The 13,159-nt window shown below is 32.2% G+C and carries 9 protein-coding genes and 2 pseudogenes; 7 read left to right on the plus strand and 4 right to left on the minus strand.

What is annotated here, in order from left to right; all coding sequences use genetic code 11:
* Positions 1–53: 53 nt before the first annotated feature.
* A pseudogene (locus ADIWIN_RS17735) lies at positions 54–1,567 on the minus strand (DEAD/DEAH box helicase).
* A 136-nt stretch (positions 1,568–1,703) separates the two neighbouring features.
* Between ADIWIN_RS17735 and ADIWIN_RS17740 the strand changes: the two are divergent.
* On the plus strand, positions 1,704–2,270 hold the full coding sequence (locus tag ADIWIN_RS17740; RefSeq protein ID WP_040757696.1) for an ExbD/TolR family protein: 567 nt from the start codon (positions 1,704–1,706) through the stop codon (positions 2,268–2,270).
* Here the strand turns inward: ADIWIN_RS17740 and ADIWIN_RS17745 are convergent.
* Complete coding sequence (locus tag ADIWIN_RS17745; RefSeq protein WP_040757681.1) at positions 2,263–2,679, minus strand: 3D domain-containing protein; 417 nt, start codon at positions 2,677–2,679, stop codon at positions 2,263–2,265. The two genes, ADIWIN_RS17740 and ADIWIN_RS17745, sit on opposite strands and share 8 nt — an antisense overlap.
* Positions 2,680–3,090: 411 nt before the next feature.
* A complete protein-coding gene (locus tag ADIWIN_RS17750; protein ID WP_020897258.1) occupies positions 3,091–5,394 on the minus strand; it encodes a T9SS type A sorting domain-containing protein in 2,304 nt (767 codons plus the stop codon).
* A 107-nt stretch (positions 5,395–5,501) separates the two neighbouring features.
* Here ADIWIN_RS17750 and ADIWIN_RS17755 point away from each other — a divergent pair, with 107 nt between their 5' ends.
* A complete protein-coding gene (locus tag ADIWIN_RS17755; RefSeq protein WP_020897259.1) occupies positions 5,502–6,794 on the plus strand; it encodes a dipeptidase in 1,293 nt (430 codons plus the stop codon).
* An 85-nt stretch (positions 6,795–6,879) separates the two neighbouring features.
* Here ADIWIN_RS17755 and ADIWIN_RS17760 read toward each other — a convergent pair whose 3' ends face one another.
* Complete coding sequence (locus ADIWIN_RS17760) at positions 6,880–8,880, minus strand: alpha-ketoacid dehydrogenase subunit alpha/beta (RefSeq protein ID WP_020897260.1); 2,001 nt, start codon at positions 8,878–8,880, stop codon at positions 6,880–6,882.
* Between the two features lie 146 nt (positions 8,881–9,026).
* On the opposite strand from ADIWIN_RS17760, the pseudogene ADIWIN_RS17765 reads away from it, so the two are divergent.
* From ADIWIN_RS17765 to ADIWIN_RS17785, 5 genes and pseudogenes are all read left to right on the plus strand, one after another.
* A pseudogene (locus ADIWIN_RS17765) lies at positions 9,027–9,978 on the plus strand (isopenicillin N synthase family dioxygenase).
* Between the two features lie 78 nt (positions 9,979–10,056).
* Positions 10,057–10,386, plus strand: a complete 330-nt coding sequence (locus tag ADIWIN_RS17770) for a translation initiation factor (RefSeq protein ID WP_020897263.1) — start codon at positions 10,057–10,059, stop codon at positions 10,384–10,386.
* Positions 10,387–10,391: 5 nt separating this feature from the next.
* Entirely contained in the window at positions 10,392–11,333 is a 942-nt protein-coding gene (locus ADIWIN_RS17775) for a hypothetical protein (protein ID WP_020897264.1), read from the plus strand.
* Complete coding sequence (locus ADIWIN_RS17780; RefSeq protein WP_020897265.1) at positions 11,323–12,195, plus strand: nucleoside phosphorylase; 873 nt, start codon at positions 11,323–11,325, stop codon at positions 12,193–12,195. The genes ADIWIN_RS17775 and ADIWIN_RS17780 overlap by 11 nt, the downstream gene beginning before the upstream one ends.
* A gap of 34 nt (positions 12,196–12,229) precedes the next feature.
* Entirely contained in the window at positions 12,230–13,084 is an 855-nt protein-coding gene (locus tag ADIWIN_RS17785) for a substrate-binding domain-containing protein (protein WP_020897266.1), read from the plus strand.
* Positions 13,085–13,159: the final 75 nt, after the last annotated feature.

A 13,159-nucleotide genomic window follows, 5' to 3' on the forward strand; every position in this document is an offset into this window, starting at 1 on the left:
ACCGTACCTATTTCAAATTAAAGATATAAAAATAGAAATCTTTACAAAAAAAGTTAAAACTTCCCGTTGAAGCTAATTCTTAACTTTCTATTATACTCTTCAAATAGCCAGTCTTTATAGTTTTGTGTACTATTCATAATACAATAACAGTACTGTTTTATTCTATATGCAATTTCATCTTGAAGATCTTTAATTAACTCTCTAGCATCATAAACATCTTCGCTATTATCAATGCATATTTGCGAATGTTGAGCAATAGAACGCTCAATTACAGTAAAGGATTTTTTACCTTCACTGATCACCTCTTTGTATTCTGACTTCACATCAAAATTTAATGTGTACGACTTTTTGAATTTCACTTTTAATGAATCTGGCATGGTATACACAAAATCGCGCTCTAATAAATCGTCATCTACAATATTTTCTAAATAATAATCGGGATGTTTAAAAATGTGTTGCCAATCTACAGGCTGATTCCAAGGTCCAAATCGCGCTTCATTATTTCCTAAATCTATGACTTGAAACGATTTTCGATCTTTATAAATTCGGCTACCACGACCAATCATTTGAAAATATAAGGTTAAAGAACGTGTCGCTCTATTCAAAATTATTGATTCTACAGAGGGTTCATCAAAACCAGTAGTCAGTATACTTACTGAAGATAATACCGCATCTGGAGTATGCTTAAACCATTTTAAAATATCTTTACGATCTTGCTTAGTGGTGGTATTATCTAAATGTTGCACATTATATCCCGCCTTTTTAAAGGTATGATAAACTTCTTTAGAGGTGTAAATTCCATTATTGAAAATCAGCGTTTTTTTACCTTTCGCCATCTCTTCGTAAGCCATTAATAGCTTAGATTGCATTAAACTATTAGTATATAATGCTTCTGAAGATTTAACCGTATAATCACCATTAATACCAATCTTTAAAGATGTAAGTCCAACATCATAATTAGAAACTTCCGCATTCGCAAGAAATCCGTTTTTTATTAAGGTTGAAATATCGTCACCAACAATTAATTTGTTATAATTATCTTTCATTGGTAGTTTAATATTACTACTCAATGGCGTTGCTGTAACACCTAAGATAAAGCAGTTTTCGAAAAACTTAAATAGTTTTCTAAACGAATTGTAATGTGCTTCATCAATAATTACTAAACCCACATTTTTTAATTCGAAATCTTTGTCCGATAAGCGATTATTTAAGGTTTCAACCATCGCTACAAAACATTGAAAATCATCTTGATCTGGAAGCGTTTTAACTTTACTATTAATTACTTTATTCTTAACATTAAAACCAGACAATACATTAGAGGTTTGTTTACAAAGCTCAATTCTGTGTGTAAGAATCACTACTTTTTTCTGATGCTGCTCAACATAACGCCTAACGATTTCAGAAAAATAACCGTTTTTCCTCCACCTGTTGGTAACTGATATAGAAGGTTAAAATCATCAGCCTCATCTCGCATTACATCAAAAATGCGATTAAGGTCTTTGATCTGATAATCATATAGACTTTTCTCAGTAGCATTTTGTTGAATGGTTCCGTTTTCTGACGACATAGAATAATTTTAGCACTTAATTAATTTTGCAAAAATAGCACATTGTAAAGGTTTATGGAATGAATTGTTAAGAAGATTTTACAAGATTGGTATCGTTATTGTGTTTAACATACTATTAACATTTAAATCAAATATTATGAAATCATTTAGAAGACATTCTGTATCGGTCAATGCAGGATCCATGGCAGACATTGCTTTTTTGCTACTAATTTTCTTTTTAGTAACTACAACCATTTCTGCAGACAAAGGTATTTTAAGAAAACTACCACCTATTTGCGATACAGCTGATTGTATAGCTAATATTCCCGAACGAAATTTATTGCGAATTTCAATGAACGAAAATCAAGAAATTATGATTGAGGATGCTATTGTTGAATTGGCTGATGTCAAAAAAATAGTTGAAACGTTTATTGATAATAATGGAATTGGAAGTTGTAATTTTTGTGAAGGCAATCAATCCCAAGAGTCATCTGATCATCCCAAAGTTGCTGTAATTTCTTTACAACTTGCTTCATTAACTAAATACGAACGCTTTATTTCGGTACAAGATGAAATTACTAAAGCGTATTACGATTTAAGAACGCGTTATGCCAAAGAAACTTATAATAAAACACCTGATCACTTAACCAAAACTGAATTAGTTGACGTACAAAGGGCCTATCCTTTTTTAGTTTCTGAAATTATGCTAAAACGATCTAATTAGAAATGGAATCTTTTGTTTGAATACAATATTCAATCTTGAGTTTCTTTTTGCCCCATTTTTTAGCTCTTTTTACATCATTACCCATATAAATATCGATGCGCTTTTTATAGCGACGATTCATTTTATCTTTAACTATATATAAACTATCAAAACCTTGAATTTTCACTTTGGTGTTGTGAACTAAACCAGAATCTAATAAATCACGAGACACAGCAATATATCGTAATCCAGGTTTTAAACTATCTCCAAAAGCGGTAATACTGGGGTTAGAATTCGTTTGGTATGCTAAAGAATTATAAGCAGTAGCAGTTACTTTTAAAGTGGTTTTATGACAAGTAGAATCTGCATTAGTATTGCAATTAAGCAAGCTAATACAGATTATCATTATAAAATAGAATCTAGTTTTCATTCTTATAAATATACATTGAAAATCATTAAATTTTGTTAAAATGAATTATGTTATACATAGTACTGTAACAAATTAAGAATTTCATCGTCTATTAAGTATAACCAATTAAAAAACAACAATTATGAGAACTTTAAACAACAATCAATTATCTAGTACTTCGACTGAAACTAAAAGCTTTGCTTGGAACCTAAAAAGACGTTACAGATAATAGCACTAAATTTCATCAATCAATCAATCAATCAATTAATTATTATGAGAGTTTTATCAAAAATCGTCAACACATCTAACAGTTTAGATGATGACTTAAAAACCATTAGAGCTTAAACTTGAATGAATTCAATTTTAAATCTAATAAAAAAGTCAGTTTCCTATTAAAGAAACTGACTTTTTTTATAATCAATAATTTGAAATTTATTTTTTGATAATCTTTTTGGTTATCGAACTTGTGCTCGTAAATAGTTTAATAAAATATATTCCAGTCTCATAAATTGACATATTCAGATTATGAGATCGATTAGATACCCAACTACCACTACTTACTTGTTGCCCTAAAGTATTGTATAATTGATAACTTACGTTTTCATTAACATGAGTTAATTCAATATTTAAATTATCAGTAACCGGATTTGGATATAAACTGATAGAATTTTCTAAACTAAATCTATTAATGCTTAATGGATCTTGAACACTAAATGTTACAGATTCATTATCAGTAAATGCACCTCCAATGATGATGTCGCTATCATTTTCATCTTTTAAACTATATGAACCATTACCAAAACGACCGCAGCAAATTCCATCACTTTGTGAGTCGCTAATTGTAAATGTATAGCATTCATTAAAATTTGGAATCGTTATAATTTCTTGGTAAGATGTGTCATCATCATAAGTATTTATTGGTCTACTATCCACTATTGTACCAGAGCCATTTACAAGGCTCCATGAGGTTTCGTCACCATAATTATCCGTTAATAAATCGAAAACAACGGTTGTGGTTGCATAAGCTAGTGATACGTTAAAATTATAAGTAAAACTATCGTTTGTTGTATTTTCATCTGCATTACCATTAGGGTTAGAGACATTAATATTAAATGAATGGCTTCCTGGTCCTAGATTAGAATACGTTGGTGTGTCCACTACCATACTTTCGCCGTTAAGCAAATTTCCTATCCAATTTATTGTGGTATTTGTTTCAGAATCTATAGAATAGGATACAGTTGCAGAAGTTAGAGGTAAAACTCCTGAGTTTATTAGTGTGACTTGTGGTGTAAAATCTTCTCCACAAAGTTCTGCTGCATTATCAGATCCTGCGCTTGCTCTAGCATCAATATCATAAGTCTGTAGCGTTGGATATTGATCTAATATTTCAATTCCAGAATTTGAAGGATCCAACCAATCGCTGAGTCTTGATGACACAGTACTCCCATAATCCCAAGCAACATCAAAACGTCCATAGACATCATAGCCACCGTTATCATTAGTACCAGAACATGCCGCATTACCGCCGTAAAGTGTACCAATTAAATGACCTGTCTCATTAAATAAACCAGAGCCTGAAGAACCTCCTTCTGTGACGCCTAAATCCCAATCTTCAATTCGCCAAACATCTGTACCATCATTATCAATCGCCCTATAACCACCTCCATCTTTTCTACTCACTTTTTGAATATCTCCACTTGGGTGATGAAAACCGAAATTTACAGCAGGTACTTGTGTCGTAGATCTATTCCAACCAACCCACACTAAGTCGTAGTTATTTTCAAAGAAACTAGCATCAATTATCTCAACCAATTCCATATCCGATTTTGAACTACTTGCTCTTAGAATAGCACCACTAACTGTTTGATTATATGTGCCGTCAGTACTATTAGTTGTGGTTCCGCACGATGGGTTTGGACTTCTCCAGTTAAATCTAAAGGACCAAGTACTTTCGCTACCTCCACAGTGATTAGCGGTCATAATATATGGTGTTCCATCATTATTTGTATTATTAATTAATGTACCAGAACACCAGTCTGTACCACCTCTTAATATTAAAGCGCCTGAAGTTTTTATATTCTCTTTTACTGTATTTAAACCATAAGGATCACTTGCTGGTGTAATATCACAATCCACATCATAATTACAGTTACCAGAATCTCCTAAACTTTTTTCAAAGGCTTTTGCCGTACGGTAACCATGGACAACTGAACCTACCGTAATTTTAGCGTCTCCAATAACATTAGCAGGCTGATAATATTCTATATATGCCGCATTACCTTCAACTAACCAAGTTCCCAAAACTTCCTCAGTATTGTTATTATGGTGTGTAAAAGGTCTTAATAAATCCTTTTTTTCGTCATTGTAAACGTAAAGTTTTGCACCTTCAGGAATCTTAAACACATCAAACATAAAATTTAATGAATGCGCTCCTTTAGAGGTATATGCCATTCTCCAAATACGGTCTCCGTTTTCTAACGTAGTCCACTCACCAACATCATTAAAGTTATGGTCTACGTAGATATCATGCCCAAATCTCCAAGGTTTAGATTTATTCTGATCATTAATAACATCTTCTTCTTGTAATTTTTTTAAATCAAAAGAAGGTAAATTAAATGGCGCTAAATCAGAGAAACCCTCTTGATTCCAACTCGGTGGTTTTATGTTATATGGAATTTGTTGCCCAAAAGATATAAGGCTTATAAATGCAAATACAAAAAGTAGTTTTAATTTCATTCTAGTTCTTTTTTAGGTATAAAAATAAGGTTTTTAATGATTTTTTAATGATAGACTTTTTGTTTTAAGACTAATTTCTAGTTATTTTTAAAAAAACAAAATCAATCATGAATAAAAAATCAATGCTCTATTTTGGATTAATTCTTACGCTTACAGTAAGTTGCAAATCAGAAACACCTAAAGAAGATGAGCTCATAGCAAAAGCTAAAGAAATACATAAACGTGTCATTACTTTAGATACACATTGTGATATTAATGTAAAAAACTTTACAGATTCACTTAACTATACTCAAGATTTAGATACACAAATTACGCTTCCAAAAATGAAATCAGGAGGATTAGATGTGGCGTGGTTCATTGTTTATACAGGTCAGGATTCATTAAATGACGCAGGCTATAAAAAGGCTTATGATAATGCGATGTCTAAATTTAAAGCCATTCATAAATTAGTTGAAGAAATTGCTCCTAACGATATAGAGTTAGCTGTAACTTCTGACGATGTAAGACGTATTAATGCCAAAGGAAAAAAAGTAGCCATGATCGGAATAGAAAACGGTTATCCTATCGGTTTAGATATTAGTAATGTTGAAAAATTCTATAATCTTGGTGCACGTTATATGTCATTATCGCACAATGGACATAGCCAGCTATGTGACAGTAACACAGGAGAAAGTGATGATGTTTGGTTACATAATGGCTTAAGTGATTTAGGTAAGGAAGTCATTACAGAAATGAATCGTGTGGGGATGATGATTGATGTGTCTCATCCATCAAAAGAATCCATGAAACAAATGATTGAATTAAGTAAAGCTCCTATTATTGCTTCTCATTCTTCGGCAAGAGCGTTATGTAATCACAGTAGAAATTTAGATGATGAACAATTAAGCTGGCTAAAAGAAAACGGCGGCGTTGTACAAACAGTTGCTTTTACATCTTATTTAAATACTGAAAAAAATGATACCCGTAATGCAGCTATGGAAGATATCCGAAAAAGCGTTACTGATTCTTTAGGTATTACTTGGTACAACTGGGGTGAGTTTAAAAAGTTAGATGAACAAACTCAAATGGAATTTATAGAAAACAGGAAAAGGGTTATGGACATTACCAATGAAAAAGTGAACCAAATAGAAGGCTTTCCAAAAGCTGTAAATGTTGATGATTTTGTAAACCATATCGATTATTTAGTTGAAAAAATCGGAATTGACCATGTCGGAATTAGTAGTGATTTTGATGGTGGTGGAGGAATTGAAGGTTGGTCTGATGCTTCAGAAACGTTTAACGTGACTTTAGAATTAGTAAAACGTGGCTACACAGAATCACAAATAGAGCAACTTTGGAGTGGAAATTTATTACGTGTTTTGGATGACGTTGAGGCTGTGGCTAAGAATATACAATCTTAAAGTGGATTAAACTATAAAACACTAGAGCCAGCAATTTGCTGGCTCTAGTGTTTTGTATAAATTTTATATAATCAAAAAGCAAACCTTAATAGTTTAATAACTCTAATAAAGCGTCCTCAAACTTCCCTTTGGCCAAATATTGATCTTCTAACTGACCTATAAATGGAATTGGAGTTTCCATACTTGCTACGCGTTTTACAGGTGCATCTAAATGTTCAAAGCACTCTTCCATTAATAATGCAGAAAGATCACTAGCAATACCACCAAATAGAGAATCTTCTTGCAAAATTATTGCTCGTCCTGTCTTTTTAACGGATTTTATAATTGCTTCCTTATCTAAAGGTTGTAAGGTTCTTAAATCAATTAGATCAGCTGAGATATCAGCGTTTTTGTCTAGAGTTTCTAAAGCCCAATGTACTCCTGCTCCATAGGTGATAATCGTAACCGCTTCACCTTCTTTTAAAAAGGCAGCTTTTCCAAATGGAATTGTAAAATAATCTGAAGGAACATCTTGACGGATACTTCTATATAAAGCCTTGTGCTCAAAGAATAACACAGGGTTAGGATCGTTAATTGCTGTAGCTAATAAGCCTTTAGCATCATAAGGAAACGCCGGATAAACGACTTTTAAGCCTGGTGTTTTAGTAAACCAAGCTTCATTGGTTTGCGAGTGAAATGGACCTGCAGCAACTCCGGCACCACATGGCATTCTAACAACAACGTCAGCTTCTTGTTCCCATCTGTAATACGATTTTGCTAAATAATTCACTACAGGGTTAAAACCAGAAGTCACAAAATCTGCAAATTGCATTTCTACTACCGATTTAATTCCTGAGATCGATAATCCCATAGCTGTTTCCACTATTGCAGATTCACAAATTGGAGTATTTCTAACTCTGTCTTTTCCAAATTCTTCAACAAAGCCTTCTGTGATTTTAAAAACACCTCCATATTCTGCAATATCTTGTCCCATAATAACAAGATCTTTGTGCTTTCGCATGGATTGTTTTAAACTTTCTGAAATAGCATCTATAAAACGTAATTCTGTAGTTTCTTTACTTGGTGTATATTCCTTGTAATCAAATGACTTATAGACATCATTTAACTCTGTTGTTTGACTTGGAATTATATTTGGTTCAGCATAAGCGGACTCTAAAGCAGCATCTATTTCAGATTTAATGTCTTCTATATAAGCTTCATCCATCTGTTGCGTGAGAATCTTTTTACTAAATAAAAAACTTCTATAATTCTCTATAGGATCTTTAGCTTCCCACTCGTCCATTAATTCTTTGGGTACATATTTAGTACCACTAGCTTCTTCATGTCCACGACGTCGAAAGGTTTTGAACTCTATTAAAATCGGACGCGGTCTCTTTCTGATACTCTCTGCTAATTTTTGAACCTTTGTGTAGGTTTCAATGACATTGTTACCATCTAAAATAAAGGATTCAATACCATAACCTTTACCTCTATCTGCTAAATGCTTGCAATTATATTGCTCATTGGTTGGTGTAGAAAGTCCGTAGCCATTATTTTCAATGCAAAAAATAACTGGTAAACTCCAAACAGAAGCGACGTTTAGTGCCTCATGAAAATCACCTTCACTAGTACCTCCTTCTCCTGTAAAAACAGCAGTTAAATTGCCGTTTTTCTTTAAAAGGTTCCCCAAAGCGATGCCGTCTGCAACTCCTAATTGAGGTCCTAAATGAGATATCATACCTACTATATTAAATTCTTGAGTCCCAAAATGAAATGAACGATCTCTACCCTTTGTAAATCCACTTGCTTTTCCTTGCCATTGGCAGAATAAACGATGCAACGGAATCTCACGTGATGTAAAAACACCAAGATTTCTGTGCATAGGTAAAATAAACTCGCTTGGTTTTAAAGCCATAGTTACACCAACGGATATTGCCTCTTGCCCTATTCCCGAAAACCACTTCGATATTTTACCTTGACGTAAAAGAATGAGCATTTTCTCTTCTATTAGTCGTGGTTTTAGCATGTTATAGTAGAGTTTTAATAACGTTTGGTTATTTAAACTTCGTTTGTCGTAGGCTATGTTACTTTTTGTAATTGTTGGCATAAAATGTTATTTCTCTTATGTTTCAAATGTAAATAAAATTGCTTCAATAAACCATTAAACACTTCAAATTGTCAATAATTCAGACTCAATTTTTAGCACTATTATTGTTACATTTGTATATTGACAAAAATTTAAACATAAATCCTATGGATAGAATACCTAGTGTAGATTTAAAAGATTTCATTTCTGAAGATCCTAAACGAAAACAAAAATTTATAAATGATATAGGAAAAGCTTATGAAGACATAGGTTTCGTAGCTTTAAAAGGGCATTTTTTTAGATGATACCTTAGTAGATAACTTATATGGTGAAGTCAAAAATTTTTTCAATTTACCTATAGATGTTAAAGAAAGTTACGAGATTCCAGGTATTGGAGGTCAACGTGGTTATGTGTCTTTTGGGAAAGAAAGTGCTAAAGGCAAAAAAGAAGGAGATTTAAAAGAGTTCTGGCATTTTGGACAATACGTTGAAGATGACGCGGAACGCAGAAAAGAATATCCTGAAAATGTTGAAGTTAAGGAGCTAGATCAATTTAATAAAGTTGGAAAGGAAACCTATCAAATGCTCGAAAAAACAGCAAAATATGTGTTACGTGCTTTGGCGCTTTATCTAAATTTAGAAGAAACGTATTTTGATAATTATATACACAACGGGAATTCTATATTAAGACCAATTCATTACCCACCTATTAAACAAGAGCCTAAAAATGCAGTAAGAGCTGCTGCTCATGGCGATATTAATCTTATTACATTGCTAATGGGAGCCCAAGGTAGAGGTTTGCAAGTGCAGCGTAATGATGGTGAATGGATTGATGCTATTGCAGAGCCAGATGAATTAATGATTAATGTTGGCGATATGTTATCGAGACATTCTAATAATAAATTAAAATCTACAATTCACCGTGTTATAAATCCACCAAGAGAGCTTTGGGGAACGTCGCGCTATTCAATGCCATTTTTTATGCATCCAGTTAGCGAAATGAAATTAGATGTTTTAGAAAGTTGTATAGATGAAGATAATCCAAAACAATTTGAAGATATTACGGCTGGCGAATTTTTAAACGAACGTTTAATTGAGCTAGGCCTTATTAAAAAGTAGTTGGCAGTATGCAGGCTTCAGTTTACAGACAACTACTGGTAATTGAACACTGAGAACTGAACATAGAACACTGAACAAATGGATTTACAAGACCAATTAAAAAATCTCTTCCCAGACCATGAACCAGAACATACGGATGATTCTGATTCGGCAAAGGAAAACTTATGGCTTCAAGATGATCCCATAATTTGCAAATATGAAAAGCGAAAAGGGAAACCTATTACCATTCTCGAAGGTTATACAGGAGCCACTGAAGATTTTAAAAAATTAGCAAAAGAGTTAAAAACAAAACTTAGTGTTGGTGGTAGTTTTAAGGATGATAGAATAATTATTCAAGGAGATTATCGCGATAAAATAATGTCTATTTTAAAAGATAAAGGCTTTAATGTTAAACGTGTAGGAGGTTAATATTTATGACTAAAAATTGTTTACATATTACCAACGGTAATAACCTCACGGATTATTTAAGAGACTTAGATTTTAAAGAAGATATCTTAACTTGGCAAGAGATGCTTTGCGAGGGGCCAACTATTCCTGCTATAAATTCTAGAGCTTTTTTAAAACTTCGTGTTGATTTTCTAAAAGAGTTTTACGAAATTGAAGTTAATACCAGAGAAATTCTAACAGAATTAAATAAATTAGATGACACTGATAAGTACACAGAGATAAACCTTTGGTTTGAATATGATTTATTTTGTCATATCAATTTATTAGGGGTTATTAATCTTTTGCATCAAAAGAATGTGAATAAGCCACTTTATTTAATTTGTAGTGGACGTGTTGAAGGTGAAAAACGTTTAAAAGCGTTAAACGAACTTAATCCTAAGCAATTAAAAGCACATTATAAAGAAAGGATATTATTAACTAAAGAAGATATTGATATAGCCATCGCATTATGGAGAACGTATTGTGGTAAAGATCATAATATTCTAAAGCCTTATATTGTTAAAAACTCTAGTTTTAAATATATGAGTAACTGCTTAAAGGCACATTTAGAACGTTTTCCTTATCAAAAAAGTGGCCTTAGTGTTATAGAAGCTAATATTCTAACTATTGTAAAGGATAATTTTATAAAATCTAAAAATCATCTTTTAGGTTATGGTCTCAATTATCAAGGTTACTATGGGTTTGGCGATATACAGTTAGCACGTATTATAGATAAATTGGATTTATTTTTCACTGAAGATGAAGAAGGAATTACACTCAATAGAAAAGGACATAAAGCTTTGTTAGGACAAAATAACTTTGCTAAAGAAATAAATAATAATATGGTTTACGGAGGTGTAAATCGATTAGCTTTTCAATTTAACATAAAGCAAAATAAACTTATAAAAACCATATTTAATGGCAATTAAAGACTCAGAACTTATTTTAAATCCAGATGGTAGTGTTTACCATCTCAATTTAAAACCAGAAAATATTTCAGATACTATTATTTTTGTAGGCGATCAAGATCGCGTAGAAAAAATCACAGCGCATTTTGATAGTATAGAATTTAGCACTCAAAAACGCGAATTTAAAACACAAACAGGGTATTATCAAGATAAACGTTTAACTGTTATTTCAACAGGAATTGGTCCGGATAACATTGATATTGTTTTAAACGAATTAGACGCTTTAGTGAATATTAACCTAGAAACTAGAGAGCTAAAAACAGAACTTACAAGTCTAAATATTATTAGAATCGGGACTTCGGGATCTTTACAGAATGATATTCCTGTAGATGCATTTTTGATAAGTACACATGCATTAGATATTAATGGTATGTTACATTTTTATCAAATTGAAGGAATCAGTAATCCTGAAGTAGAAGATGAATTTATTAAACATACGGATTGGGATAAAAACAAAGCAAGACCAATAATTATTAATAATAGTAAGTATTTAGAAAAATATTTTGAAGGTGATGAAATCCACAAAGGCATGACAGGAACTGCTGGCGGTTTTTATGGACCTCAAGGTCGTGTATTGCGTTTACCGTTGCAAGATCCCGATCTTAATACTAAATTAGATAACTTTAGTTACAAGGATTTTAGAATTACAAATTTTGAAATGGAAACTTCTGTCATTTATGGACTTTCAAAATTATTAGGACATGAAGCATTATCACTAAACGCTATTATTGCAAATAGAGCCAATGGTAATTTTAGTAAAGACCCTAAAAAAGTAGTAGATAAATTAATTTTGTATGCCTTAGAGCGTATTGTAAATATTTAATAAACCCTTTCTTTCTAAGGAACTCAGAATAAAAATGAAAAAAGTAAACATTGGTGGAGTACCAGAACACTTTAATTTAGCCTGGTATTTAACACTTAAAAATAGTGAGTACAAAGACCAAAATATTAATTTAAGATGGCACGATTACCATGGTGGAACTGGCGCTATGACTAAAGCATTACGCTCTGGAGAAATTGATATGGCTGTTATATTAACAGAAGGTATCGTTAAAGATATTATTGAAGGAAATCCTTCTAAAATTGTTCAAACTTTTGTTGAAACTCCTTTAATTTGGGGAATTCATGTTGCTGCAGATTCTCAATTTAAAACTATTGATGATATAAAAGGAAGTAGAGCCGCGATAAGTAGATACGGTTCAGGATCACACCTTATGGCCTATATAAATGCCAAAAATAATAATTGGGATATTGAAAATGACTTAAATTTTGAAGTCATTAAAAACCTAGATGGTGCTATAAAAGGTTTAACAGAAGGCCAAGCTGATTATTTTATGTGGGAAAAATTTACCACCAAACCAATTGTAGATGAAGGAGTCTTTAGACGCATTGACAACTGTCGTTCTCCATGGCCATGCTTTGTAATTGCAGTTAGACAAGAATTTATTGATAATAATGAAGCCGATTTAAAAACCATTTTAGACATCATTAATGAGACAACTTCTGAGTTTAAATCCATACCAAGTATAGACAAAACCATTGCTAACCGTTATGGACAAGAATTAGAGGATGTACAAGAATGGTTGTCGCTAACAGAATGGTCACAAAGCGTTATGGATAAAGAGACGTTAGATAATGTGCAAGAGCAACTTTATGATTTAAAGATTATCTCAGAGAAAGTAGATTATTCAAATCTGATACATAAAGTTTAACTGTACTCTTAATTTTAAGCGTAAGAAAAAAGCTGCATTTTTAACTTTTTTAACGTTTTAAAAGCATAATATTTA

The sequence above is a fragment of the Winogradskyella psychrotolerans RS-3 genome, assembly GCF_000427335.1.
Lineage (GTDB): Bacteria > Bacteroidota > Bacteroidia > Flavobacteriales > Flavobacteriaceae > Winogradskyella > Winogradskyella psychrotolerans.

What these genes read in the sequence shown, in the direction of transcription:
- ADIWIN_RS17740 (WP_040757696.1), top strand. Translation starts at nt 1,704, where the DNA reads ATGAAATCATTTAGAAGACATTCTGTATCGGTCAATGCAGGATCCATG.
- ADIWIN_RS17745 (WP_040757681.1), bottom strand. Translation starts at nt 2,679, where the DNA reads ATGAAAACTAGATTCTATTTTATAATGATAATCTGTATTAGCTTGCTT.
- ADIWIN_RS17750 (WP_020897258.1), bottom strand. Translation starts at nt 5,394, where the DNA reads ATGAAATTAAAACTACTTTTTGTATTTGCATTTATAAGCCTTATATCT.
- ADIWIN_RS17755 (WP_020897259.1), top strand. Translation starts at nt 5,502, where the DNA reads ATGAATAAAAAATCAATGCTCTATTTTGGATTAATTCTTACGCTTACA.
- ADIWIN_RS17760 (WP_020897260.1), bottom strand. Translation starts at nt 8,880, where the DNA reads ATGCCAACAATTACAAAAAGTAACATAGCCTACGACAAACGAAGTTTA.
- ADIWIN_RS17770 (WP_020897263.1), top strand. Translation starts at nt 10,057, where the DNA reads ATGGATTTACAAGACCAATTAAAAAATCTCTTCCCAGACCATGAACCA.
- ADIWIN_RS17775 (WP_020897264.1), top strand. Translation starts at nt 10,392, where the DNA reads ATGACTAAAAATTGTTTACATATTACCAACGGTAATAACCTCACGGAT.
- ADIWIN_RS17780 (WP_020897265.1), top strand. Translation starts at nt 11,323, where the DNA reads ATGGCAATTAAAGACTCAGAACTTATTTTAAATCCAGATGGTAGTGTT.
- ADIWIN_RS17785 (WP_020897266.1), top strand. Translation starts at nt 12,230, where the DNA reads ATGAAAAAAGTAAACATTGGTGGAGTACCAGAACACTTTAATTTAGCC.